Here is a 25,785-nt window from a genome sequence, read left to right on the forward strand (position 1 = left end):
ACCGGGTATATTTTCAGCTCTACTTGTATATACAGGAATAGATTATGGCTCCTTCATCCACCGGTTTCACCCTTTGCCGCCTGCAGCCTGGTCATGTTGATCTGCCGATGCTGCGCCAGATTTATCAGGGCAATGTTCATCTCGCGCTGGCGGAAGAGGCCCGTGCCGATGTGCTGGCCTCTCAGGAGACGGTCACCCGCATTGTGGCATCGGGGGAAGTGGTGTACGGCATCAATACCGGGTTCGGCAAGCTGGCGCAAACCCGTATTCCGGCCGAGCGCCTGGCGGAATTACAGCGCAATCTGGTGCTGTCGCACAGCGTGGGGACGGGTAAATATCTGGCGGATAACATCGTACGCCTGGTGATGGCAACCAAAATCCTCAGCCTGTCACGCGGCCATTCCGGCATTCGCATTGAAGTCATTGATGCCCTGATAACCCTCTTCAATGCCGGGGTCTATCCCTGCATTCCCGAAAAAGGCTCGGTGGGCGCCTCCGGCGATTTAGCCCCGCTGGCGCATCTGTCTCTGATGCTGATTGGCGAAGGCACGGTGACGGTACAGGGCAACACCCTGTCGGCGGTGGAAGGTCTGGCAAGCGCCGGGATACGCCCGTTCGAACTCGGGCCGAAAGAGGGGCTGGCGCTGCTTAACGGTACCCAGGTGTCGACCTCCCTCGCGCTGTCGGGACTGTTTGAGGCAGAACGCGTCTTTTCCGCCGGGCTGGTGGCTGGCGCACTGTCGCTGGAAGCCATTAAAGGTTCCGTTAAACCGCTGGACCCGCGTATCCATGAAGCCCGCGGACAGCAAGGGCAGATTGCCGTGGCGGCAGCGCTGAACAACATTCTTGCCGGGAGCGAGATTGTGACTTCCCATGCGGCCTGTGGCCGCGTACAGGATCCGTACTCCATCCGCTGTGTGCCGCAGGTGATGGGGGCGTGCCTTGATAACTTACATCACGCCGCCCGCATTTTGCGCATTGAAGCCAATGCTGCGTCCGATAATCCACTGGTGTTTGCGGAAAACGGCGACGTAATTTCCGGCGGCAATTTCCACGCCGAACCGGTCGCCTTCGCCGCGGACATTATCGCGCTGGCGGTCGCTGAGATCGGGGCGATATCGGAGCGCCGTATGGCGCTGTTGCTGGATACGGGATTATCCGGTTTGCCGCCGTTTCTGGTGCGCGACGGCGGCGTGAACTCCGGCTTTATGATTGCCCAGGTCACCGCCGCCGCGCTGGCCTCAGAAAACAAATCGCTGGCCCATCCGGGAAGCGTCGATAGCCTGCCTACCTCAGCCAATCAGGAAGACCATGTCTCAATGGCGACCTACGCCGCGCGTCGCCTGGGGGATATGTGTTTTAACACCAGCGTTGTGGTTGGCATTGAAGCCATGGCCGCCGCGCAAGGGGTGGATTTCCATCGTCCGCTGCAAAGCTCAAATACCCTGGAAAACGAAATGCAGGCGATCCGCCAGAACGTTGCGTTCCTTGAAAAGGACCGCCTGATGTCACCGGACGTCGAGATGATGCGTCTGTGGGCCTCCCGCGAACACTGGCCCGCAGAAATCGAAGTGCTGTTGCCAAGCTTCGCCTGATAACGCTGTGCAAAAAATTCAAATTTAGAGAAGGAAATGAACATGAATGCGCCACACAAAAATGCCGAAGCCCGCGTTGTCCGTGCTCCCCAGGGGAGCGAACTGAGCTGCCAGAACTGGCTGATTGAAGCGGCCTACCGCATGATTCAGAACAACCTCGATCCGGATGTCGCCGAGCGCCCGGAAGATCTGGTGGTTTATGGCGGTATCGGCAAAGCGGCCCGCAACTGGCCCGCCTTTGAGGCGATCCTTGAGAGCCTGCGCAAGCTGCGGGAAGACGAAACGCTGCTGGTACAGTCGGGGAAACCGGTCGGTGTTTTTCGTACCCATACCAACGCCCCGCGCGTATTGATTGCCAACTCCAATATCGTTCCCCACTGGGCGCACTGGGAACATTTTCATGAACTGGATAAAGCGGGTCTGATGATGTACGGCCAGATGACCGCCGGTTCATGGATATACATCGGTGCGCAGGGCATTGTGCAGGGCACCTATGAAACCTTCGCTGAAGCGGGCCGCCAGCATTACAACGGCAGCCTGCGCGGTAAGTGGATTTTAACCGCCGGGCTGGGCGGTATGGGCGGCGCACAGCCGCTGGCAGGGGTGCTGGCGGGCGCGTGCGTGCTGGCGATTGAGTGCCAGGAATCGCGCATCGATTTCCGTCTGCGTACGCGCTATCTCGACTACAAAACCAACAGCCTCGACGAGGCTCTGGCGATGATTGAAAAAGCCTGCGCCGAGAACAAAGCCATCTCTGTTGGCCTGCTGGGTAACGCCGCCGAACTGATGCCCCAACTGGCGGCGCGGGCGAAAGCAGGCGGTTTGCGCCCGGATATCGTGACCGATCAGACCTCGGCGCACGATCCGCTCAACGGTTATCTGCCGGAGGGGTGGAGTCTGGAAAAATGGCAGCAGGCGCGCCAGTCCGACCCGCAGTCGGTGGTGAAAGCGGCCCGCGCCTCCATGGCGAAACACGTGCAGGCGATGCTCGATTTCCACGCGATGGGGATCCCGACCGTCGATTACGGCAACAATATTCGCCAGGTTGCCAAAGAGGAAGGGGTGACCAATGCCTTTGATTTCCCCGGATTCGTTCCTGCTTATATTCGCCCGCTCTTCTGCGAGGGTAAAGGCCCCTTCCGCTGGGTAGCGCTCTCCGGCGACCCGGAAGATATCTACAAGACCGACGCCAAGCTGAAAGAGCTCTTCCCGGATAACGGCAATCTCATTAACTGGCTGGATATGGCGCGCGAGCGCATTGCGTTCCAGGGGCTGCCTGCACGTATCTGCTGGCTTGGCCTGGGGGAACGCCATCTTGCTGGTCTGGCCTTTAACGAAATGGTGCGCAATGGTGAGTTAAAAGCGCCGATTGTCATTGGCCGTGACCATCTGGATACCGGCTCTGTGGCGTCGCCAAACCGTGAAACAGAAGCGATGAAAGACGGTTCCGATGCAGTTTCCGACTGGCCGCTACTCAATGCGCTGCTCAATACCTCCGGGGGCGCGACCTGGGTCAGCCTGCACCACGGCGGCGGTGTGGGGATGGGCTTCTCTCAGCACGCCGGGATGGTCATCGTCTGTGATGGGAGCGAAGAGGCGGATGAGCGGCTGGCGCGCGTGCTGTGGAATGACCCGGCCACCGGTGTTATGCGCCACGCGGACGCGGGTTATGAACAGGCAAAAGCCTGCGCGCAGCGTAACCACCTGAATTTACCCATGATCTGATGATGAATGCCGGACAGGCCGTTCGCGGTTATCCGGCTTTTCCCGGAGGGGGAGTAATGGCTTCAGATGTCGCAGTTTCCGACCCGCTTTTTGCTTTACAACACCAGACGCTCAACAACCTTGCCCGCCCTACGGCACGTAGCCTGGGGCTGTATAACGCCGGGCTGTCGGCAGAGGCGGTACGACAGCAATATGGCGTAACGCATATTGCCAAACTGGCCAGTAATGAAAACCCGTCAGGCGCCAGCCCGCAGGTGGTATCGGTTTTACAGAAGGATGCCGGTTTTAGCGCTGTCTATTCCGATGCCGCCAGCGGCCAATTGCGTGATGCGCTGGCGAAGTATACCGGTGTGAGCGCCGATAAGATTGTCACCGGCAATGGTTCAGAAGACATCCTGCATATGCTGGCGCTGGCTTTTCTTAACCCTGGCGACCGCGTTGTCACGCTGATCCCTTCCTTTGGCCTGCACGAGATTTTCCCGCGCATGATGGGGGCAGATGTGACCCTGGTCGGGGTGGATCAACACCAGCAGTTTGATGTTGTGGCCTGGGAGCAGGCGCTCTCCATGCCCGCGAAAATGGTCATTTTCAGCAATCCGTCAAACCCCGTGGGGTGCATGCTCGACAAAGACGGTTTTGCCCGCATCATTGCCGCCGCGCCACAGGAGTGTGTGCTGGTCATTGATGAAGCCTATTTCGAATATTGCCAGGACGACCCGGATTATCCCGACAGTCTGGCGGTGCTGGCGGCGCAGTCGCGCCCGTGGATCGTGCTGCGGACCTTTTCGAAGGCTTATGGCCTGGCGGGGCTGCGCGTGGGCTATGGCTTAGCCAGTCATCCTGAACTGGTCAATCTGCTCAACCGCGTGCGTACGCCCTTTAATATTAACCGCGCGGCGCAGGCGGCAGCGGTGGCGGCGATAGGCGACCAGGCGCATGTGAGAGCGAGCGTTGCTCTGGTGCGCGTGCAACGGAAGTGCATGGCCGCAGAGCTTACAAGGCTGGGGTTTTACGTGGCGCCCTCTCATGCCAATTTCCTTTTCTTTGACTGTGGACGGTCCAGCGGCGAGATGGCGCAGCAGTTGTTACGCTATGGCGTCATCATCAAGCCGTGGCGGGAGCCAGGCTATGAGCAGTGGATCCGGGTGTCGATTGGCAACGAAGAGGATAATCAGCAGTTTATCGACGCCCTGAAAGCGATCCTCGCGCAGGGGGCGGCGTGAAACGACCGGCACTGAATATCGAAGAATTGCGCCATCGCGCCAGACGGGCGCTACCGCGTTTTGCTTTTAGTTATCTGGAAGGGGGCGCGGATGACGAGCAAACGTTGCGCGATAACCGCAGTGTCTTTGCCCGCTGGCGTTTTATTCCCCCGGTACTCAACGAGGCGAGCGAACGCGATCTCGCGGTCACCCTCTGTGGGCAGAAACTGGCGGCGCCGCTGCTGATTGCCCCTACCGGTTATAACGGCATGTTACGTTATGGTGCCGATGCGATGCTCGCGCGTGTCGCCAGAGATGCCGGGATTGGCTATATCCAGAGCACCGTCTCGACCGCTGCGATTGAGGAGATCGCCGCTGAAAATCTGCCCCAACACTGGTTCCAGCTCTATGTACTTAAAGACCGCACGGTCACCCTGGGGCTACTTGCCCGTGCAAAAGCGGCAGGCTGCACCACGCTGGTGGTCTCCGTTGATGCGGTACATTTCGGCAATCGCGAAAAAGATAAACGCAATTACCGCCGCCCGATGAAGCTCTCCCTCTCCAGTTTGTTTGATATCGCGTTACATCCGGCCTGGGTGTGGCGCACCATCCGGCCTGCGGGGGTACCGGGGTTTGGTAACTTAACGCCTTATGTCCCGGCGGATAAACAGCGGGGCACCGGGGGCGCCAGTTATTTTGCCGGGCAAATGGATACGCGCCTGACCTGGGAGACGCTGGCGTGGATCCGCAGCCAGTGGTCGGGGCCGCTGCTGGTGAAAGGTATTCTCGCACCGGATGACGCAACCCGTGCTTTTGCCACAGGCGCCGATGGCATTGTGCTGTCTAACCACGGTGGGCGGCAACTGGATGGTTCAGTGAGCGCCATGGAGGTGCTACCCGAGATTCGCCGCCGCTGCGGGACGGAGGCCACAATCCTTATCGACAGCGGTTTTCGCCGTGGTACCGACGTGGTGAAAGCACTGGCGCTGGGGGCAAACGGGGTGTTACTCGGGCGGCCATTGCTCTATGGCGTGGCCGCTGACGGTGAGGCCGGGGCGAAGCAGGCTCTGGCGCTGATTTTGCAGGAAGTTGACCGCACCCTGGCACAGTTGGGATGTACGTCTATTGCCCGCTTAGGGCCACATTTGCTGCGTCCTCAATCCTGACAGAGAAGGGGGCTGGTTTGTTTATCACGGAGAGTCAATTATGCAGGCACTGAATATTATCTTCCCGGCGCAAATTTTACGTGGCGCAGGCGTTATCAACCGCCTTGGCGGAGTGTGCGCCGCGTTGGGCAAACGCGCCCTGGTCATTGGCGGGCATGCCGGGCTGGCAGCGGTGGACACACAGATTCGCCATCAACTGGCGGCCTCTGCGGTCGACCTGGTGGGCATGGAGTGGTTTGGCGGCGTGTGCAGCGAAGAGAATATCCAGCGCCTGGCCCACCAGGTCGAGGTGACAGGGGCGGATCTGGTGATAGGCGTCGGCGGCGGCAAAGCACTTGATACCAGTAAAGCCGTTGCGGTACAGACGCATGTGCCGGTTGTTACCATTCCCACCATCGCAGCGACCTGTGCGGCCGTGACGCCATTGACCATTCGTTATCACGCCAATGGCCATTTTCGCGATCTTTTCCCCTTAGCGCAGGCGCCCGCTGCGGTTATTATCGACAGCGAAATTCTGGCCACCGCGCCGCTGCGCTGGCTGGCGGCGGGCCTTGGCGACACGCTGGCAAAATGGTACGAATTCCGTGCGATCAGTGTGCGGCATCAGAACCACAGCGGCGTCGCGCAGGCTTCCAGCGCCAACAGCCGTATCTGTTATGACCTTATTAAGGCCCACGGACCTGCCGCCTGCGACGCCGTGCGGGCAGGCAAACCCAACGCCGCGCTGGAACAGGTGCTGGATGCCATATTTATGTTTGCCGGACTGACATCGCTGATGAGCAGCGGTGCGCATGCCGCCGCCGCCCATGCGATTTATGAAGGCTTTACGGTCTGTGATAAAACCCGCGAATTTGGTCATGGGCTCCTGGTGGGCTTTGGCAATCTGTGTCTGCTGGCGCTGGAAAATCGTAGTGATGACGAATTACTTGAGGCGGTACGTCTGGCGCATGCCTGCGCGGTACCGCTGCGCCTGAGTGATATTGCCGCGCTTGATACCGGTGAGCTTGAGCAGATTGTGCAAATGTCATTGCATGCCCCGGATATGAAAAATATGCCAGATAACGTTACCGCACAGGCGCTCTACCAGGCGATTGCGCGCGTCGAAGCGATGGCAGAGCAACTCTGATTCAAGAACCTGTTACGTCATAGCACTCAAAAAGCTGGCAACGAAGCCAGCTTTTTTTGTTCTGTTGAACAGGATAATTGCCCCATGGCAGTGCGTGATGCCCCAAATTGTCGCAGGATTTACCGATAAATTTCGCAGACGATCACAGATCCAGAATTATATTTTATCGCTGCATAATCTTTCTGATTTTCCCTCCATCATCCAGACTTCATCTAATATTATTCACTTTTTATGCAATTTAAGTGAATAGCGACAGGTTTTAACTTATTGATATTTCGTTGTCAGGCCGCGTTTATGCATTTTGATGGCTGGCTGGCACGCCCTGTGCAATATACATTTACAGCGTAAATACTCATATTTTTTAACATATATTCAACCAATTATTTACCGGATGAGGTCGCTATGTCACAGTCAATTACGCGTGAGAACTTTGATGAATGGATGATGCCTGTGTACGCGCCAGCGCCTTTCATTCCGGTCCGTGGCGAGGGTTCGCGCCTTTGGGACCAGAACGATAAAGAGTACATCGACTTTGCAGGTGGCATCGCCGTTAATGCGCTGGGCCATGCCCATCCCGCGTTATGCAAAGCGTTGAGCGAGCAGGCTTCGCGCTTCTGGCATACCGGAAACGGCTATACCAATGAGCCGGTATTACGTCTGGCAAAACGCTTAATCGACGCCACGTTTGCTGAGAAAGTCTTTTTCTGTAACTCCGGGGCAGAAGCCAATGAAGCGGCGCTGAAACTGGCGCGCAAATATGCTCACGATACCTATGGCGGCAAGAAAACCGGCATTGTAGCGTTCAAAAACGCTTTCCATGGTCGCACGCTGTTTACCGTAAGTGCAGGCGGTCAGCCTGCCTACTCGCAGGCTTTTGCCCCTTTACCCCCGGATATCGGCCATGCCCCGTACAACGACCTGGCGGCGGCCAGTGCGCTTATCAATGACGATACCTGTGCGGTGATTGTTGAGCCGATGCAGGGTGAGGGCGGCGTGGTGCCGGCCAGCACCGCGTTCTTACAGGGGCTGCGTGAGCTGTGCGATCGCCATAATGCGCTGCTGATTTTCGATGAGGTACAAACGGGCGTCGGGCGTACCGGCGAACTTTATGCCTATATGCACTATGGCGTAACGCCTGACGTGCTGACCACCGCCAAAGCGCTGGGCGGTGGTTTCCCGGTAGCGGCGATGCTGGCTCGTGAGAAATATGCCCGCGTGATGACCGTTGGCACCCACGGTACGACCTACGGCGGTAACCCGCTTGCCTCTGCGGTTGCCGGTGCGGTACTGGATATTGTGAACACCCGTCAGACGCTCGATGGCGTCAAACAGCGCCACCAGTGGTTTAACGAGCAGTTGCAGGCCATTAATGCGCGCTGCGGCCTGTTCCGTGAAATTCGCGGTCTGGGGCTATTGATTGGCTGCGAACTCAACGCTGAATACGCCGGAAAAGCGAAACAGATTTCGCAACTGGCCGCCACTGAGGGCGTCATGGTGCTGATTGCCGGGGCAAATGTGTTGCGTTTCGCGCCTGCGCTCAATATTAGCGAAGATGAAGTCTCTCGCGGGCTGGCACGCTTTGGTATCGCCTGCGATAAATTCCTTGCGGGGTGTCCATCATGATGGTGATTCGTCCTGTTGAGCACGACGATCTTCCGGCGTTGATGGCGCTGGCTGGAAAAACAGGCGGGGGGTTGACCTCGCTGCCTGCGGACGAAGCCACGCTCTCTGCGCGCATCGAGCGCGCCCTGAAAACCTGGCGCGGGGAGCTGGCGAAAAGCGAACAGGGGTATGTGTTTGTCCTTGAAGTCGTAGAGAGCGGCGAAGTGGCCGGGATCTGCGCCATTGAGGTCGCCGTGGGCCTCAACGACCCCTGGTATAACTACCGCGTCGGCACGCTGGTCCATGCCTCAAAAGAGCTGAACGTTTATAACGCGCTCCCCACGCTGTTCCTCAGCAATGACCATACGGGCAGTAGCGAACTTTGCACCTTATTTCTCGACCCGGCCTGGCGCAAAGAGGGCAATGGTTATCTGCTTTCTAAATCGCGTTTTATGTTTATGGCCGCATTCCGCGATCGCTTTAACGAAAAAGTGGTGGCCGAGATGCGCGGGGTCATCGACGAGACCGGTTATTCACCATTCTGGGAGAGCCTTGGTAAGCGCTTCTTTTCAATGGAATTTGCTCGTGCGGATTACCTGTGCGGCACCGGGCAGAAGGCGTTTATCGCCGAACTGATGCCGAAGCACCCCATCTACACCGATTTTCTCTCGCCCGAGGCGCAAGCGGTGATTGGTCAGGTACACCCGCAAACCGCGCCAGCCCGCGCGGTACTGGAGAAAGAAGGTTTTCGCTACTGCAACTATGTCGACATTTTCGACGGCGGGCCAACCCTTGAGTGCGACATTGATCGCGTTCGCGCAATCCGTAAAAGCCGACTGGTGGAGGTGGTACAAGGAGAGCCTGTGCCTGGGGAATGGCCTGCCTGCATGGTAGCCAACGAGCAATATCATCAATTCAGATCCATGCTTATCTATGCCGACCCGGCAACGGAACGGCTGGTGCTGAGCGCTGCACAACTTGATGCTCTCAAATGTCACCCGGGCGACAAAATTCGCCTGGTACGCCTGTGCGCAGAGGATAAAAAATCATGACGCAATGGATTAACGGTGAGTGGATTGCGGGGCTGGGTGCCCGACGCATCAAAACGAACCCGGTCAGTAACGAAACGCTGTGGCAGGGTAATGATGCCGATGCTTCTCAGGTCGGTTTAGCCTGCGAGGCGGCACGCGCCGCGTTTCCGGCGTGGGCAAAACTGGCGTTTAGCCAGCGTCAGGCGATTGTTGAAAAATTCGCCGGACTGCTGGAAGCCAACAAAGCCACATTAACTGAGATTATCGCCCGCGAAACGGGGAAACCGCGCTGGGAAGCGACCACGGAAATCACGGCGATGATCAATAAAGCCGCCATTTCGGTAAAAGCGTATCACGCGCGGACCGGCACTCAGCACACAGAGATGCCGGACGGCGCAGCCACGCTGCGCCATCGCCCACATGGCGTTCTGGCGGTGTTTGGCCCCTACAATTTCCCGGGACATCTCCCCAACGGGCATATTATTCCGGCCCTGCTGGCGGGAAATACCCTGATTTTCAAACCCAGCGAGCTGACGCCGTGGACCGGCGAGGCGGTGGTCAAACTGTGGGAAGAGGCGGGGTTACCGCCGGGCGTGTTGAACCTGGTGCAGGGGGGACGGGAGACCGGCCAGGCGCTCAGTGCCCTGGAAGGCATTGACGGTTTGCTCTTTACCGGCAGCGCCAATACCGGTTTCCAGTTACATCGCCAGCTTGCCGGGCAGCCGGAGAAGATCCTGGCCCTTGAGATGGGCGGCAACAATCCGCTGATTGTTGAAGACCCGGCGGATCTTGACGCAGCCGTCCATCTGACCCTCCAATCGGCGTTTATCACCGCCGGGCAGCGTTGTACCTGCGCGCGTCGTCTGCTGGTCAAACGGGGCGAAGCGGGGGATGCGTTTTTGCGCCGTCTGGTGGAGGTCTCCTCACGGCTGACACCTGCGGCCTGGGATGCGGATCCGCAGCCCTTCTTTGGCGGGCTGATTTCGGAACAAGCGGCACAGCATGTCTGGCAGGCCTGGCAGGGCCACATCGAACGTGGCGGTAAAACCTTGCTTGAACCTCGTCTGCTGCAGCCCGGCACCTCACTGCTGAGCCCTGGCATTGTTGAGATGTCGGAGGCGCAGAATGTGCCGGATGAAGAGGTCTTTGGGCCGTTGCTCTGTGTCTGGCGGTATGACGACTTTGACGAGGCCATCACGCTGGCAAACAACACGCGTTACGGGCTGGCCTGTGGTTTGATTTCGCCGGACCGTGAACAGTTCGACCAGTTGCTGCTGGAGGCGCGGGCCGGGATCGTCAACTGGAACAAACCGCTCACCGGCGCCGCGAGTACCGCGCCATTTGGTGGAGTGGGCGCCTCAGGCAACCATCGCGCCAGCGCCTGGTATGCCGCCGATTACTGCGCCTGGCCTATGGCGAGCCTTGAATCGGCAGAGCTGGCCTTGCCGCAATCGCTCAGTCCGGGGCTTGATTTCACCCGGGAGGAGAGGTGATGAAAGCGCGGGAAGTCAATTTCGATGGTCTGGTGGGCCTGACGCACCATTATGCCGGACTGTCGTTCGGTAACGAGGCGTCGACGAAACACCGTCACCAGGTTTCTAACCCGAAGCTTGCGGCAAAGCAGGGGCTGTTAAAGATGAAAGCGCTGGCGGATGCCGGTTTTGTGCAAGCCGTGATCCCACCGCAGGAGAGGCCGAACATCCCGGTCCTGCGCCAGTTGGGTTTTAGCGGAAGTGATGAGCAGGTGGTGGAGAAAGCCGCTGCGCATTCACCGCATCTGCTTTCTGCCGTCAGCTCTGCATCATCCATGTGGGTGGCGAATGCGGCAACGGTCTGCCCCTCTGCCGATGCGCTCGACGGGCGGGTGCATCTGACGGTGGCTAACCTCAATAACAAATTTCACCGGGCCATCGAAGCGCCGACCACCGAAGCGGTGCTAAAAGCCATCTTCCGCGATGAGCGTAAGTTTGCCGTGCATCCCGCATTGCCGCAGGTGGCCATGTTTGGCGATGAAGGGGCGGCTAACCATAATCGTCTTGGAGGCGACTACGGCGAGCCGGGTGTTCAGTTGTTTGTTTATGGCCGTGAAGAGGGCAGCAACGCCGCACCAGGGCGCTATCCCGCCCGCCAGACGCTCGAAGCCAGCCAGGCGGTCGCGCGGCTTAATCAGGTCTGCCCACGACAGGTTATCTTCGCCCAGCAAAATCCTGCTGTTATCGATCAGGGCGTGTTCCATAATGATGTCATCGCGGTATCAAACCGACAGGTGCTTTTCTGCCATGAGCAGGCGTTCTTGCATCAACAGGCGTTGTTTAGCCAGTTGCGTGCGCGGGTGCCGGGGTTTATGGCGCTGGAGGTGCCCGACGCTGAGGTATCCGTCAGCGATGCGGTACAAACGTATCTGTTTAACAGTCAGTTGCTGAGCCGCGAAGATGGCAGCATGGTGCTCATATTGCCTCAGGAATCCCGCGAGCATCCGGGCGTCTGGCGCTATTTGACCACGCTGCTGGAGCAAGACAACCCCATCAGCGAGATCAAGGTGTTTGATCTGCGTGAAAGTATGTCTAATGGCGGCGGCCCGGCCTGTTTGCGCCTGCGCGTCGTTCTGACGGACGAAGAGGCACGTGCGGTAAATCCGGCAGTGATGATGAATGATGTGCTGTTCCGCGCACTAAATGAGTGGATTGAGCGTTATTATCGTGACAGGTTAACGCAGGCCGATCTGGCTGATCCGATGCTATTACGGGAGAGCCGGGAAGCACTGGATACGTTGACGCAAATGTTGAGATTAGGTTCCGTTTATCCCTTCCAGCAGTGACAGGAGGCCGTATGGACAATTTTCTCGCAATGACGCTGTCAGGTGAAATGCCCCGCAGGACGGTGGGTGAGGCTGGTGCGATCCACTGGTTATGGCATGAGCAGGGCGTTCTGGAGTTAGTGCCCCCAAAGCCAGTAAAGCGCTCTCTGGTGCTTTCCTGCGCGATTCACGGCAATGAAACCGCGCCAGTGGAGATGATGGATGGTCTGTTAAAACAGCTCCTGAACGGGACGCTGGCCTTAAGCTGGCGCCTGCTTATCATTATCGGTAACCCGCAGGCGCTGGGACAGAATAAACGTTTTCTGCGCAGCGACCTTAACCGCATGTTTGGCGCGCGCTGGCAAGGTTTTCCGGCCAGTGATGAGACGATTCGCGCCGCACAACTGGAACGGGCCGTCACCCATTTTTACGCCGAAGATGATGAAGATCGCTGGCATCTTGACCTGCACACGGCGATCCGTGGTTCTTATCATGTACGTTTTGGTGTACTGCCTGCGCGTGCAGAACCCTGGGATGAAATTTTTCTCAAATGGCTGGGCGATGCCGGGCTGGAAGCGTTAGTCTTCCATCAGTCCCCGGCGGGAACCTTTACTCACTACACCTGCGAACAGTTTCAGGCCCATTCCTGTACGCTGGAGCTTGGTAAAGCGCTACCTTTTGGTGAAAATGATTTGAGCCAGTTCGAACGTACTCGCTGGGCGCTGGCGGCGTTGCTTGCTGGCGACGTGGTGCCCGAAGCGGAAAACGCACCGATACGCTATCGTGTGGTGCAGCAGTTAACACGGCGCAGCGAAGAGTTCGTGCTTTATATGTCGGACGATACGCTCAATTTTACCCCGTTTGCGGCGGGAACGTTGCTGGCAGAAGATCGCGGCGAGCGTTACGTTGTCCAGCGCGATCGGGAATATGTGCTCTTTCCTAATCCAAAGGTCGCCGTGGGGCTACGGGCGGGATTGATGCTGGAACGCATCAGTTAGGAAAGTCGCTATCAAGAAAAACGCGCCCGGACATCACGTCGGGCGCGTTTTTTATTGCGAAGTGCTTTGCAATGATCCGTCAGGCGTTAGCCACCTGCGGAATATAGTCATCAGATTGCAGGAAATGGTTAATCAGGTAGACCATGGTCTCTCCTGACAGGCCACGCATGCACTCATAGGTTTTGTCTTTTGGACACCATTCAGCAAAGGACACCCCGGTTGTCTCTTTGGGGTTTGTGCTCACCAGTCTGCCGCAGGGACCGTAAGCCGGACAGGCAACATCAATACCTAATGCATTCCAACCCTGAGCGCCATTCCTGAACGGTAAACGGTTTTTCGCCTCAATTTGCGAGTAAATTGAAATGATGCCGATTGAGGTCATGCCTGCAAGGGCTACCGGACCGGAATCACAGGCGATTAATAGCGCATAAAATAGATCGTTTCCATAATTGAAAACGCATTGACTGCGGAAATAGCGTGCGGGTTGGTAATGCTCATCAGAGCACGTTTGTGGCTATTTAGAAAAAATTGATTATTTGACTAATTTTGTGGGGGGTTGTCTTTAATACTTAATTTAATAATAAGTTACCTGATCATGTAGTATTACCATTGATGGTAGTACCGGTTTATTATCATCGTAACGAGAATTATTGACTACTCTATACTCATGCATTCGATGACCAAAGAAGACACCCATAGTTGGTATGTCGTGCCGCGAAATAGTCATATAACAACCCATACTAAAAAGTCGCTTTTAATTCTTTTTGCGAAATTCGGAATGGAAGTGTTTAGCTTTTGCGATAGCGTGCATATCGCGTATTGCCCGACACCAGCAGACGCTTAAGAATCGGTGCCGGCCTCATCATCTTTTTGAGATAAGGCTTTTTGGGCTCAGCCGAAGCCGGGAAGTGGTCAACGGATCCGCGTCGCGGATCCGTATCAGTTGACTATAGATGGTGATATATCAGTCATGGCTTACCAGTTTGCATATTTTTTCAATGCATATGCAGATTATTCCTGTTGCATTGGCTTGTTATTATTCATCAGCACTATATAATCTCCATTATTACCTGTAAAACTCCCTGCTGTTATATTTGGTTTGCCACTCTCCTCCGTTTATCCATATTCTCTCCACAATTGCTGTAAAAATGTTTTTTACACTTTCATTGTTTTACTGATGCTCTGATTTATTGACGAATAAAACGCTAAAGTGAATATCGTCGATACGGCACACGCCGCAAGAAAACATGAATAGTAAGGAATAATATTATGCGTAAACTCACCGCTCTGTTTGTTGCCTCTACCCTGGCTCTTGGCGCTGCTAACCTGGCGCATGCTGCCGATACCACGACCGCACCGGCTGATGGCGGCCCGGCAATGCATCATAAAGGCCCACGCGGACCTCATCATGACATGATGTTCAAAGGTTTGAACCTGACGGATGCGCAGAAACAGCAGATCCGCGACATCAGGAAAGGCGAGTATGAGCAGATGCTGCAAGAACGCCGCGATATGCACAACATTATTGCCAGTGACACCTTCGATAAAGCGAAAGCAGAAGCGCAAATCGCGAAGATGGACGAGCAGCGTAAAGCGCACATGCTGGCACATCTGGAAACCCAGAACAAAATCTACAATGTTCTGACGCCGGAACAGAAAAAACAGTTTAATGCCAATTTTGAGAAGCGTCTGACAGAACGTCCGGCGCCAGAAGGTAAAATGCCACAACCTGCTGAATAATTGATTCAGCAACCCTCATCAAGACCGCCGGTCTTGCTCATAGCACGTGTTTACGTTGTGGGCAGGACTGGCGGTTTTTTCTTTTTCGCCCCCTTGTCTGCCGCCTGTATCACGGTATCCTCAACCTGCTCGTTTTGAGAAAAAATTTCCGTGTATCATTACGTTAATTTTTTACATGCTGACCACAGCATCGCTAAGGCATCCTGCTTTGCTGCCGATAATCTTTTAATGGCAGGATGGATGATAATGACACGCTGCCTTTAGAAGCAGCGGCGCGGCGCTTCCATGCTGCGCCATTCAGGAGTGATGATGGAATTCTTTGATATCCGCAAAATGCCGGTAAATCTCTGGCGTAATGGTGCAGGGGAAACCCGAGAAATTTGTTGTTTTCCGGAGGCGACGCGAGATTTCAGTTGGCGGGCAAGTATCGCATCGCTGGCCAGTAACGGTGAGTTTCCGCAATTTCCCGGCGTCGATCGTGTCATCACCCTTATTGAAGGCGGTGAAGTTACCTTAGATGCCGGCCATGAATTCTGTCACACGTTGAAAAAATTCCAGCCTTTTACGTTTCCCGGAGAACAGCCGGTTAAAGTTCAGCTTCATGAAGGGCAGATGTCGATGGATTTCAATATCATGACTCGCCGCGATCACTGTCGTGCAAAAGTGCGTATTGCGGACCGGACTTTTACCACATTTGGTACCCGTGGGGGCGTGATCTTCGTACTGAGTGGGGCATGGCAACTTGGCGATAAGCTGCTTAGCGCCGATCAGGGGGCCTATTGGAGCGAAGGTCGCCAGACGCTTCGCTTGTTAAAAGCAGAAGGTCAGTTACTTTTTAGCGAAATTACCTGGCTTCCCGGTCACTGAGGGAACTCACTAATCAAATATTCCCCGGACAGTAATGGCTTGCAGAGTATTTTATAACCATCGTGATCAAACCCGGCGGGCGTGCGGAGTAACTCTGCCGCCTCATCCAGATGGTTTACTGCGCCAAGCCACAGCCAGTTGTGGATGATATGGTATTGCGTCATCTGTTCACCCACTTCCTGTAAGCTAATTGGCCCGTTCCAGGGCCAGCATACCAGACGCATACGCTCCATTGCGGCCAGAAAACGGCCATCATGTTCGGCCACGGTTTCTTTACCGCAACACGCGCCTGCGCACCGGCGCAACGCCGAACGAAAACAGCCGCGACCGCGGGTTAATGACTCCAGGCCAAGCAGGCCATAGCAGAGCTTTTCGTCATCGGCGATGGACTGCAAGGTTTGCAGGGCGGCGCGGCGGTTGGCGAACAGGCCGTACAGGCCGACCTCTGAGGAAAAATCCACTTCACGGGCGTAGACTACCTGTGGTTTATCGCCGTTGACTGATAATGAACAAAGCTGTCGATTGCGGCGCAGACGTTTATTAAAAAGCGGTTGTTGCTCTTTAATCAGGCGAGCTTCAAGCAGCAGGGCTCCAAGCTCACCTGCGGTACATATCCAGGTGATGCGTCGGGACTGGCGGAGCATCGCCGCTTCGTCGGGGGTACGCAAATGGGAAAGCACCCGGCTACGGATATTCACGCTTTTACCGATATACAGGGGCATCGCGTCGCTTTCGCCATGAAAAAAATAGACGCCTGGCTGCTTTGGTAGTGCTTCCAGCCATGGACGTAAATGCTCGGGATATTCATAAATAGCCGCCGCTTCAAATTCAAGACGCGGGGCGGATTGACGCCTGTTCACTGCGGACTCCTGATACTGTTTAGATATCCAGTGTAGCAGGCTGCGGCAGGTGAAAAAAGAGGCGGCTTGCGCCGCCCCTGAGATTTATTGCTTTTTCCAGAAATCGTCGAAAACGGTGATCGGCGGGCGACGTTTATGTTCCGTCTTCACATACCAGCCTTCGATGATCTGCGCTGTACCGGCGTCGAGCGTTTTGCCTTCCAGATAATCATCAATGTTTTCGTAGGTAACGCCGAGTGCCGCTTCATCCGGCAGAGAAGGGCGATCGTCTTCCAGGTCTGCGGTAGGGGCTTTCTTATACAGATGTTCCGGGCAACCCAGGGATGCCAGCAGTTGTTTACCCTGACGTTTGTTGAGACGGAAAATCGGGTTGATATCTGTACCGCCATCACCGTATTTGGTGAAGAAGCCGGTGACCGCTTCTGCCGCATGGTCAGTACCTACGACGACACCTTTCGTCATCCCGGCGATACTGTACTGGGCTTTCATACGCTCACGGGCTTTTTCGTTGCCGCGAATAAAATCGCTCAGCTCAATACCTGCCTCGCGCAGCGCCTGTTCGCTGGCCAGCACCGCACCTTTGATGTTTACCGTCAGCACGCGATCCGGCTTGATAAACTCAATAGCATCCTGGCAATCCTGCTCGTCAGCCTGTACGCCGTAAGGCAAACGTACGGCGATAAACTGGTAACTGGCGTCGCCGGTTTCCTGACGCAATTCGGAGATGGCGGTCTGGCAAAGCTTACCGGCCAGCGTTGAGTCCTGACCACCGCTGATCCCCAGCACCAGTGAGCGTAAAAAAGGATAGGTTTTCAGATAGGATTTGAGAAAATCTACGCTACGGCGAACTTCTTCTTCGGCGTTGATGGTCGGCTTGACGCCCAGTGCCTGAATAATTTCTTGTTGCAGAGTCATTTAACCCCTCCGTCATGTGGCCTGCTATGCAGGTAGCAAATAGGTGATGCAGCCAAATTAACCCTTTGACGGTAAAACGACAAGGATCACGAATTTGAGTGTCGCATATTACGCCGTTTTAGCAGGTTATCGTCGTTTTATTAGATTTTTCCGAAAGTTATGCCAGTCACGCCGTATAGTTGAAAAATGCAATTTTATATTCCAGGCTTAGATAACACGCTGATACACAAGCGGATAAACAAGAGGATGGAATATGAACAAGAACATCGCAGGAATTCTGGGTGCAGCGGCGGTACTGACTATGCTGGCAGGGTGTACGGCTTACGATCGCGCTAAAGATCAGGTGAGCCAGCCGGTAGTGAAAGATGTCAAAAAAGGGATGACGCGCCAGCAGGTTATGCAGGTTGCCGGTCGTCCTTCTTCCGAAGTGACCATGATCCACGCGCGTGGCACTTGCCAGACCTATATCCTGGGTCAACGTAATGGTAAAACTGAAACCTATTTCGTCGCGCTGGATGAGACGGGTCACGTGATGAACTCAGGCTACCAGACCTGTGCCGAATATGACACCGATCCGCAAGCGCCTAAGCAGTAACCTTTGATTCTCTTTGCCTGAGCAGATCTAAAACCGGCCCCTGGGCCGGTTTTTTTACGTCAGGATCTTTTTTAACGAAGCGAATTATTTGGCCGTAATGTGAAGGGAGTCATGATACCAGGTCAATGAGAGACAATTGTGGTTTGTAGCGAATTATCCCCTTGCAGCGCGCCAACGTATACTCAATACAACATCAAAAAACAGATAACACGGCGTCTCGCCACACGGCTTAATCATTGCATTCTTCGATGATAAATGCCGCTCAAGGGAGGTTTTTATGGATAAGAAAATCATCTATTTGTTCTGCTCAGCGGGCATGTCTACCTCGTTGCTGGTGTCGAAAATGCGCGCGCAGGCAGAAAAATATAATGTGCCGGTTATTATCGATGCTTTTCCGGAAACGCTGGCGGCAGAGAAAGGCCCGCAGGCGGATGTCGTCTTATTAGGTCCGCAAATTGCGTATATGTTGCCTGAAATTCAGCGCATTCTGCCCGATAAGCCAGTAGAAGTTATTGATTCTTTGCTTTATGGCAAAATCGATGGTTTAGCCGTTCTTAAAAGTGCCATTGCTGCCATTAAAAAAGCAGCACTTTAAATTTTTATTTTTCCCGTCAAAGAGTAATTTCACACATTCATGCCGCAATTAACGTTGCGGCACTTAAGGGCTTATTTGTATGAATAAAGCGATCAATTCTCTGGAAAAGGTGCTGCTGCCGTTCGCGGTAAAAATAGGCAAGCAACCGCATGTCAATGCGATTAAAAATGGCTTTATTAAATTAATGCCATTAACGCTCGCCGGGGCCATGTTTGTTTTAATTAATAATGTCTTTCTTAGTTTTGGCGAAGGATCTTTTTTCTACTCTCTTGGCATTCGACTGGATGCGTCAACAATTGATTCCCTGAATGGCCTTAAAGCCATCGGCGGCAATGTCTATAACGGTACATTGGGCATTATGTCGCTGATGGCGCCTTTTTTTATTGGCATGGCGCTGGCGGAGGAACGCAAAGTTGATCCCCTTGCTGCCGGGTTGCTGGCCGTGGCGGCGTTTATGACGGTGACCCCTTATAGCGTTGGGGAGGCGTATGCGGTAGATGCTAACTGGCTCGGCGGTTCGAACATTATCTCCGGTATGTTAATTGGGCTGGTGGTCGCGGAAATGTTCGCCTTTGTTGTCCGGCGTAACTGGGTGATTAAGTTACCTGATAGCGTTCCTGCGTCGGTCTCTCGCTCCTTTTCGGCGCTGATTCCGGGCTTTGTGATCCTCTCTGTGATGGGGATTATCGCATGGGGACTGGCCGGTGCCGGAACGACCTTTCACCAGATCATTATGGACTCCATCTCTAAGCCACTGGCGGCAATGGGCGGGGTGGTTGGTTGGGCGTATGTCATCTTTACCTCGCTGCTGTGGTTCTTTGGCGTCCATGGTTCACTGGCTCTGGCCGCACTGGATAGCGGCATCATGACGCCGTGGGCGCTGGAAAACGTGGCGCTGTATACCGAATACGGTTCAGTCGATGCGGCGCTGGCCGCGGGGAAAACCTTCCATGCCTGGGCGAAACCGGTTCTTGACTCCTATATCTTCCTGGGCGGCACCGGGGCGACGCTGGGGTTAATTATCGCCATCTTTATTGCGTCTCGCCGTGCCGATCATCGCCAGGTGGCGAAGCTGGCATTACCTTCCGGGATCTTCCAGATTAACGAACCCATGATGTTTGGCCTGCCGATTATCATGAACCCGGTGATGTTTATTCCGTTCATTCTGGTTCAGCCGTTACTGGCAGCCATCACCATGGCGGCTTATTACATGGGAATCATCCCGCCAGTCACCAATATCGCACCCTGGACCATGCCCACCGGGCTTGGGGCTTTCTTTAACACCAACGGCAGTATCGCTGCCCTGTTGCTGGCGCTGTTCAACCTCGGTGTGGCGACACTGCTCTATCTGCCGTTCGTCGTGATATCGAACAAAGCACAGAACACTATCGAAGCCGAAGAGAGCGAGGAAGATATCGCCCAGGCGTTGAAATTTTAAGGAACTTCGCCGCGGCCTGTGTACCGCCGCGGCTACAGACGAGGAGTCATCATGTTGGATTTAGATAACCTGCCGGAAACAGACACCGACGCGGACGCCCTGGAAGAGGTCGTCATGGGGCTTATCATCAACGCGGGTCAGGCGCGAAGCCTGGCGTACAGCGCATTAAAACAAGCCAAGCAGGGGGATTTTGAGTCGGCAAAAACGTTGATGGCGCAATCCCATGCCGCCCTGCATGAGGCACATCGCGTACAGACTCAGCTCATTGAAAGTGATGAAGGGCAGGGTAAGATAAAGGTGAGCCTGGTACTGGTTCACGCGCAGGATCACCTGATGACAGCCATGCTGGCGCGTGAGCTTATTGCCGAGCTGATTGAACTGCACGAGAAAATGTGACGATAAAGGAGAAGCCCGCAGATGCAGCCAGAGATAAATGCGACGGACGCGAGAATAGTCAGAGAGCAACAGCTTTTTAATGGCCGGTCTTTTCACGTGTTTATCTACAATAAAGTTGAGAGCATCAGTGGGCTGCATCAGCATGATTACTATGAATTTACGCTCGTCCTGACCGGGCGTTACTATCAGGTGATCAACGGGAAACGGGTGTTGCTGGAGCGAGGTGACTTTGTGTTTATACCCGTCGGTTCAACCCACCAGAGTTTTTATGAGTTTGGCGCAACGCGGATCCTTAATGTGGGGATCAGCCGGCAATTTTTTGATACGCATTATCTTTCGCTGGTGCCGTTTTGTTTCGTCGCCTCGCAGAGTTACCGCATCAAGGCAACCTTTCTGGCGTACATTGAATCGGTCATAGCATCGCTCAATTTTCGTGATAGTGAACTCGATGAGTTTATTGAGAATGTCACTTTCCATGTTATCAATCGCTTGCGCCATTACCGCGAGCAGCAGGAGGAAGATTGCATTCCGCAATGGTTAAAAATGACCGTAGAGGGTATGCATGACAAACACCGTTTTGCTGAAAACGCGCTGGAAAATATGGTCGCCTTGTCGGGGAAATCTCAGGAATACTTAACCAGGGCGACACAGCGTTATTATCATAAAACACCGCTGCAAATTATTAATGAAATTCGGATTAATTTTGCCCGCAAGCAGCTCGAAATTTCGAATTTCTCAATCAATGATATTGCATGGGAGGCAGGGTACAGCAGCCCCAGCTTATTTATTAAAACATTTAAACGACTGACCTCATTTACACCGGGTAGTTACCGTAAACAACTGACGAATATTTCCTGATTTGCGGGGTTCGTCCCCGCTAACAAATATCACCATTCTATAATTATCGCACTGCGGTAATGACACGGCTTGCCTTAACATCTGGCCTGAGGGAGAAAATATGACGACGAAATTGAAAATTGTCACTATCGGTGGCGGCAGCAGTTATACCCCAGAATTACTGGAAGGATTTATTCTTCGCTACCATGAATTACCCGTCAGTGAATTATGGCTGGTAGATGTGGAGGAGGGGAAACATAAGCTGGATATCATTTATGATCTTTGTTGCCGCATGGTGGACAAAGCAGGGGTGCCATTAAAGATATTTAAAACCCTTGATCGACGTGAAGCGCTGCGCGATGCGGATTTCGTTACCACACAATTCCGTATCGGCCAGCTCAAAGCACGGGAACTCGACGAGCGCATTCCGTTAAGCCATGGTTATCTTGGTCAGGAAACCAATGGTGCCGGTGGTTTGTTTAAAGGGCTACGCACTATCCCGGTGATTTTCGATATTCTTCGTGATGTGGAAGCGTTGTGCCCGCAGGCATGGGTGATCAATTTCACTAACCCGGCTGGCATGGTCACAGAAGCGGTTTATCGGCATACCAACTTCCGTCGCTTTATTGGCGTATGCAATGTCCCCATCGGCATGAAAATGTTCGTCCGTGATGTTCTGCAACTCGCCGCGACTGACACGTTATCGATCGATTTATTTGGTCTGAACCACCTGGTCTTTATCAAAGATGTGCTGGTGAATGGCGAGTCGCGCTTTGCCGAATTAATGGACGGGGTCGCTTCCGGGCGTCTGGCGAAATCTTCGGTGAAGAATATTTTTGATCTACCTTTCTCGGAAGGCTTACTGCGTTCGCTCAACCTGCTGCCATGTTCCTACCTGCAATACTATTTCAAATCCAAAGAGATGCTGGGTATCGAAATGGGGGAATATTACAAAGGGGGGACGCGTGCGCAGGTGGTTCAGGAGGTCGAAAAAAATCTCTTTGAGATGTACAAAGATCCGACACTCAATGTGAAACCGAAGGCGCTGGAGATGCGCGGCGGGGCCTATTATTCCGATGCCGCTTGTGAAGTGATCAATGCGATTTTTAATGATAAGCAGACGGAGCATTACGTGAATGTGCCGCACCGGGGCTGTGTAGAAAATATCCCTGCGCAATGGGCGGTAGAAATGACCTGTCTTCTGGGGCGCGAGGGGGCGACGCCGCATCCGCGAATCACACACTTTGATGACAAGGTTCTTGGGCTGATTTACACCATTAAGGGCTTTGAGATTGCTGCCAGCAACGCGGCACTGAGCGGTGAACTGAATGACATTTTGCTGGCGCTCAACCTGAATCCGTTGATCCATTCTGATAAAGACGCGGAAAAACTGGCCCGCGATATGCTGCTGGCCAATCAGCAGTGGTTACCGCGTTTTGCTACGGCAATAGCATCCTTCAAACAGTGAGGGGTTATGCAAAGACTGTTAATCGTCAATGCGGATGACTTTGGCTTAAGCCGTGGGCAGAACTACGGCATCGTCGACGCCTGCCGTAACGGCGTCGTAACGTCCACGACTGCGCTGGTGAACGGTGCCGCTATCGAACATGCGGTTGCGCTGTGCGAGCAGGTTCCGGAACTGGCGGTGGGGTTGCATTTCACCCTGACGCTGGGAAAACCCGTGGGAAATACGCCATCACTGACGCGAGAGGGGCAACTGGGAAAATGGATCTGGGATCTGGCTGCACAAGGTTCCCTGCCGCTCCAGGAGATTGCCGATGAGCTGGCCTGCCAGTATGCGCGTTTTATCGCGCTGTTTGGCAAGCCGCCCTCACACATCGATAGTCATCATCATGTGCATATGATTGGCGCCATTTTCCCGCTGGTTGCGGCGTTTGCCCGGCAGAAAGGCATTCCGCTGCGTGTCGATCGCGATGAGGCCCGGCGCCAGGGAATTGATGCAAACGGGGTATGCAGCACGAGCGGTTTTTCCAGCGCCTTTTATGGCGATGAGATCACGGTATCGCTGTTTACCGCCATTCTGGATGCCGCCGCGCTGCGTGGCGACAGCTCACTGGAGATCATGAGCCATCCGGCGTTTGTGGATAATCAGCTTATGGCAAGTCAGTACTGTTACCCACGTTTAAAAGAGCTGGAAGTGCTGACGCAGCCTTCATTGAAGCGGGTCATTGCCGAACGTGCCTTCAGACCGGGCACTTTTCGTGATCTGTAAGTCGCGCACCGCGGAACAGGCCGCGGTGCGCGTTTATCAGGCAGGAATGCTGGCGATTTTACTCATGCGTGACCAAATACGGTGCGCGCGCAATAACCCCAGAAAATCATCCAGGGTGCTGCCTGAGGCATCCTCGGCCTGGATCACACCTTCTTCCCCCTGCGCGCCAACCTGTAAAGCGGCGCTGAACTGACGGGCATCGCCCAGCAGCGTAATGGGTTTTAGATGTTTGTAGGCTTCCAGCAGGTAGTAAAGCGCATCGCCATTATTCAGTAACTGGCTGAGATCACCGCCAGGCACAATGACGCCATCAACCGTCAGTGACGGCGCGCCCGCAAAAGTCCCCGCGACAGGTAAGACGGAGCCATCATCGGTCACAACGCTGCCCATTCGGGAATAGAGCAGTTTCGCGTGCACCCCTTGCGCCTTAAGCGCTTGCAGGATGGTGAGCACATCGTCAGCGCGCGTTTTATCATTCAGCAACACGGCGACGACACGCCCTTTGATGGCGCCATCCGGGATGGCATACAGGCTGAGCGAAGGATCTTTTTTCAGACCGTTCACCTCCTTCGGTGGCGCGATGTTACGTTGTTCTTCACTCAGCGTAATGCCGAGGTTCCCGGCGACGGCATTTGCCAGATGGACATCAATATGCGCCAGTTGGTCAACCACCCGTTCACGAATGTACTCGCGCACGACTTTACTCAGCTCGAAGCTGAAAGCATCGATAATATGCTGCTGCTCAAATGGCGTCTGGCTGAGCCAGAACAGGCGTGGATGCGCATAATATTCGGCAAATGAGGGGCTACGTTCGCGAATTTTGCCGCCTTCGACCCGCTCCTGGTACGACTCAAACCCACCCCGTTTAGGGCCCGGCGGCGTCTCACGCGGCCTGCTCGTTTTCGGCAAAGAAATTATCCGGATTGCGGTTGAGCACCATTTTGCCCACTCGCTTCACTGGTACCAGCTCTTCCGGGATCAGTTTCGTCGGGTCGAGGAGATCAAAATCAAATTTAAATTCGTCTTCTTCGGGAATGAGCTGTAATCCAAGCTCATATTCCGGGTAATCACCCGCTTCAATCGCTTCCCACAGATCGCGACGATGAAAATCGGGGTCACGACCGGTCAATTTCTGCGACTCATCCCAGACCAGTGAAGCTTTGCCTGCCACGGGTTTCCAGTGAAAACGCACAAACGTGGCTTTGCCTTCGGCATTGATCATGCGAAAGGTATGAATACCAAAGCCTTCCATGGTGCGATAGCTGCGTGGGATCCCGCGATCAGACATTGCCCAGATGACATTATGCAGTGTCTCCGGTTGCAGCGAGACATAATCCCAGAAGGTGTCATGGGCGCTCTGCCCCTGGGGAATTGCCCAGTGAGGCTCGGGTTTTACCGCATGAACGAAATCCGGGAATTTATGCGCGTCCTGAATAAAAAATACGGGCGTGTTGTTACCCACCAAATCGAAGATACCCTCTTCGGTGTAAAACTTGGTGGCAAATCCACGGATATCCCGCACGGTATCGGCGGAGCCTGCTCCTCCCTGAACCGTGGAAAAACGCACAAATACCGGCGTGATTTTCTCCGGGTCGGAGAGAAAATCTGCTTTGGTGATGGCCGATAAACTTTCGTAAGGCTGGAAATAGCCATGGGCGGCAGAACCGCGTGCGTGGACGATGCGTTCAGGAATGCGCTCATGGTCAAAATGGGTGATCTTTTCGCGCAGTATAAAGTCTTCCAGCAGCGTCGGTCCCCGCGTGCCCGCCCGCAGTGAATTTTGATCGTCTGCGATGCGTACGCCCTGGTTTGTCGTCAGTGGAAAATTTTCGCTGCCCTTACGAAAGGCTTCCAGCGCGGTGAGTTTCTCATTGGCCGTGTTGGGGGCCTTTAAACTGCCTGGGGCCGTGGGTTGCTCGCCGGGCGCGGAGAGATGTGGGGAAGGGCGATGGGAACCGTCTGCCGGCGCCAGAGAATCGAGACCGGGCTTTGACTCACTGGCATCATGCACCGGTGACTGATGATTTGTAGGGTTTTGTTCTTGATCCGACATTGAACACGTCTCCT

Annotated in this window: 22 protein-coding genes and 1 pseudogene; 19 read left to right on the plus strand and 4 right to left on the minus strand. The window is 54.6% G+C overall.

Features of this window, described 5'->3' with window-relative positions; genetic code table 11:
- The first annotated feature begins 44 nt into the window (after positions 1-44).
- The 10 genes from hutH (at position 45) to astE (ending at position 13,242) form a co-directional block, all read left to right on the plus strand.
- Positions 45-1,595 (plus strand): histidine ammonia-lyase, encoded by a 1,551-nt coding sequence (hutH, locus tag MRY16398_RS11435; RefSeq protein WP_125124382.1) that lies wholly within the window; start codon positions 45-47, stop codon positions 1,593-1,595.
- 42 nt (positions 1,596-1,637) lie between these two features.
- Complete coding sequence (gene hutU / locus MRY16398_RS11440) at positions 1,638-3,320, plus strand: urocanate hydratase (RefSeq protein WP_125124383.1); 1,683 nt, start codon at positions 1,638-1,640, stop codon at positions 3,318-3,320.
- A 56-nt stretch (positions 3,321-3,376) separates the two neighbouring features.
- A complete protein-coding gene (gene hisC / locus MRY16398_RS11445; protein WP_125124384.1) occupies positions 3,377-4,543 on the plus strand; it encodes a histidinol-phosphate transaminase in 1,167 nt (388 codons plus the stop codon).
- Positions 4,540-5,688, plus strand: coding sequence for an alpha-hydroxy acid oxidase (locus tag MRY16398_RS11450; RefSeq protein ID WP_125124385.1), 1,149 nt, complete (start codon positions 4,540-4,542; stop codon positions 5,686-5,688). Before hisC ends, MRY16398_RS11450 begins: the two co-directional genes overlap by 4 nt.
- Before the next feature lie 40 nt (positions 5,689-5,728).
- Positions 5,729-6,814, plus strand: a complete 1,086-nt coding sequence (locus MRY16398_RS11455) for an iron-containing alcohol dehydrogenase family protein (protein ID WP_125124386.1) — start codon at positions 5,729-5,731, stop codon at positions 6,812-6,814.
- A gap of 402 nt (positions 6,815-7,216) precedes the next feature.
- The gene (gene astC / locus MRY16398_RS11465; protein ID WP_125124387.1) at positions 7,217-8,437 is read left to right on the plus strand and encodes a succinylornithine/acetylornithine transaminase; all 1,221 of its coding nucleotides are present in this window, start codon (positions 7,217-7,219) and stop codon (positions 8,435-8,437) included.
- On the plus strand, positions 8,434-9,468 hold the full coding sequence (astA, locus tag MRY16398_RS11470; protein WP_125124388.1) for an arginine N-succinyltransferase: 1,035 nt from the start codon (positions 8,434-8,436) through the stop codon (positions 9,466-9,468). Before astC ends, astA begins: the two co-directional genes overlap by 4 nt.
- Complete coding sequence (gene astD / locus MRY16398_RS11475; protein WP_125124389.1) at positions 9,465-10,940, plus strand: succinylglutamate-semialdehyde dehydrogenase; 1,476 nt, start codon at positions 9,465-9,467, stop codon at positions 10,938-10,940. The genes astA and astD overlap by 4 nt, the downstream gene beginning before the upstream one ends.
- Entirely contained in the window at positions 10,940-12,265 is a 1,326-nt protein-coding gene (gene astB, locus MRY16398_RS11480) for an N-succinylarginine dihydrolase (protein WP_079496484.1), read from the plus strand. The genes astD and astB overlap by 1 nt, the downstream gene beginning before the upstream one ends.
- 11 nt (positions 12,266-12,276) lie before the next feature.
- A complete protein-coding gene (gene astE / locus MRY16398_RS11485; RefSeq protein WP_125124390.1) occupies positions 12,277-13,242 on the plus strand; it encodes a succinylglutamate desuccinylase in 966 nt (321 codons plus the stop codon).
- A gap of 79 nt (positions 13,243-13,321) precedes the next feature.
- Here the strand turns inward: astE and MRY16398_RS11490 are convergent, their stop codons facing one another.
- Complete coding sequence (locus MRY16398_RS11490) at positions 13,322-13,624, minus strand: hypothetical protein (RefSeq protein ID WP_125124391.1); 303 nt, start codon at positions 13,622-13,624, stop codon at positions 13,322-13,324.
- Positions 13,625-14,511: 887 nt separating this feature from the next.
- Here MRY16398_RS11490 and spy point away from each other — a divergent pair.
- Both spy and ves read left to right on the plus strand, forming a co-directional pair.
- Complete coding sequence (gene spy / locus MRY16398_RS11495; RefSeq protein WP_041851629.1) at positions 14,512-14,982, plus strand: ATP-independent periplasmic protein-refolding chaperone Spy; 471 nt, start codon at positions 14,512-14,514, stop codon at positions 14,980-14,982.
- 309 nt (positions 14,983-15,291) lie between these two features.
- Positions 15,292-15,849, plus strand: a complete 558-nt coding sequence (gene ves, locus MRY16398_RS11500; protein ID WP_125125654.1) for an environmental stress-induced protein Ves — start codon at positions 15,292-15,294, stop codon at positions 15,847-15,849.
- Here the strand turns inward: ves and cho are convergent.
- Together cho and nadE are read right to left on the minus strand one after the other, a co-directional pair.
- Positions 15,843-16,709: an excinuclease Cho gene (gene cho, locus MRY16398_RS11505; RefSeq protein WP_041851627.1), complete on the minus strand. Its 867-nt coding sequence runs from the start codon at positions 16,707-16,709 to the stop codon at positions 15,843-15,845. The genes ves and cho overlap by 7 nt on opposite strands.
- An 84-nt stretch (positions 16,710-16,793) precedes the next feature.
- Positions 16,794-17,624 (minus strand): ammonia-dependent NAD(+) synthetase, encoded by an 831-nt coding sequence (gene nadE, locus MRY16398_RS11510; protein ID WP_041851626.1) that lies wholly within the window; start codon positions 17,622-17,624, stop codon positions 16,794-16,796.
- A gap of 253 nt (positions 17,625-17,877) precedes the next feature.
- On the opposite strand from nadE, the gene osmE reads away from it, so the two are divergent.
- The 7 genes from osmE to chbG all read left to right on the plus strand — a co-directional run bounded on the left by osmE (position 17,878) and on the right by chbG (position 23,718).
- A complete protein-coding gene (osmE, locus tag MRY16398_RS11515; protein ID WP_041851625.1) occupies positions 17,878-18,219 on the plus strand; it encodes an osmotically-inducible lipoprotein OsmE in 342 nt (113 codons plus the stop codon).
- A gap of 277 nt (positions 18,220-18,496) precedes the next feature.
- Complete coding sequence (locus MRY16398_RS11520; RefSeq protein WP_041851624.1) at positions 18,497-18,814, plus strand: PTS sugar transporter subunit IIB; 318 nt, start codon at positions 18,497-18,499, stop codon at positions 18,812-18,814.
- Positions 18,815-18,893: 79 nt separating this feature from the next.
- Complete coding sequence (gene chbC / locus MRY16398_RS11525) at positions 18,894-20,252, plus strand: PTS N,N'-diacetylchitobiose transporter subunit IIC (protein ID WP_071195376.1); 1,359 nt, start codon at positions 18,894-18,896, stop codon at positions 20,250-20,252.
- A 51-nt stretch (positions 20,253-20,303) separates the two neighbouring features.
- Complete coding sequence (gene chbA, locus MRY16398_RS11530; protein WP_125124392.1) at positions 20,304-20,648, plus strand: PTS N,N'-diacetylchitobiose transporter subunit IIA; 345 nt, start codon at positions 20,304-20,306, stop codon at positions 20,646-20,648.
- Between the two features lie 21 nt (positions 20,649-20,669).
- Positions 20,670-21,506 carry a transcriptional regulator ChbR gene (chbR, locus tag MRY16398_RS11535; RefSeq protein WP_041851621.1) on the plus strand — a complete coding sequence of 279 codons (837 nt, stop codon included), beginning with the start codon at positions 20,670-20,672 and terminating at the stop codon, positions 21,504-21,506.
- 100 nt (positions 21,507-21,606) lie between these two features.
- Positions 21,607-22,953 carry a 6-phospho-beta-glucosidase gene (locus MRY16398_RS11540; RefSeq protein ID WP_079496492.1) on the plus strand — a complete coding sequence of 449 codons (1,347 nt, stop codon included), beginning with the start codon at positions 21,607-21,609 and terminating at the stop codon, positions 22,951-22,953.
- A gap of 6 nt (positions 22,954-22,959) precedes the next feature.
- Positions 22,960-23,718 (plus strand): chitin disaccharide deacetylase, encoded by a 759-nt coding sequence (gene chbG, locus MRY16398_RS11545; protein WP_110295462.1) that lies wholly within the window; start codon positions 22,960-22,962, stop codon positions 23,716-23,718.
- A gap of 36 nt (positions 23,719-23,754) precedes the next feature.
- Here the strand turns inward: chbG and MRY16398_RS11550 are convergent.
- Positions 23,755-25,771, minus strand: a pseudogene (locus tag MRY16398_RS11550) (catalase).
- Positions 25,772-25,785: the final 14 nt, after the last annotated feature.

The sequence above is a fragment of the Phytobacter sp. MRY16-398 genome (assembly GCF_003925915.1).
Lineage (GTDB): Bacteria > Pseudomonadota > Gammaproteobacteria > Enterobacterales > Enterobacteriaceae > Phytobacter > Phytobacter diazotrophicus.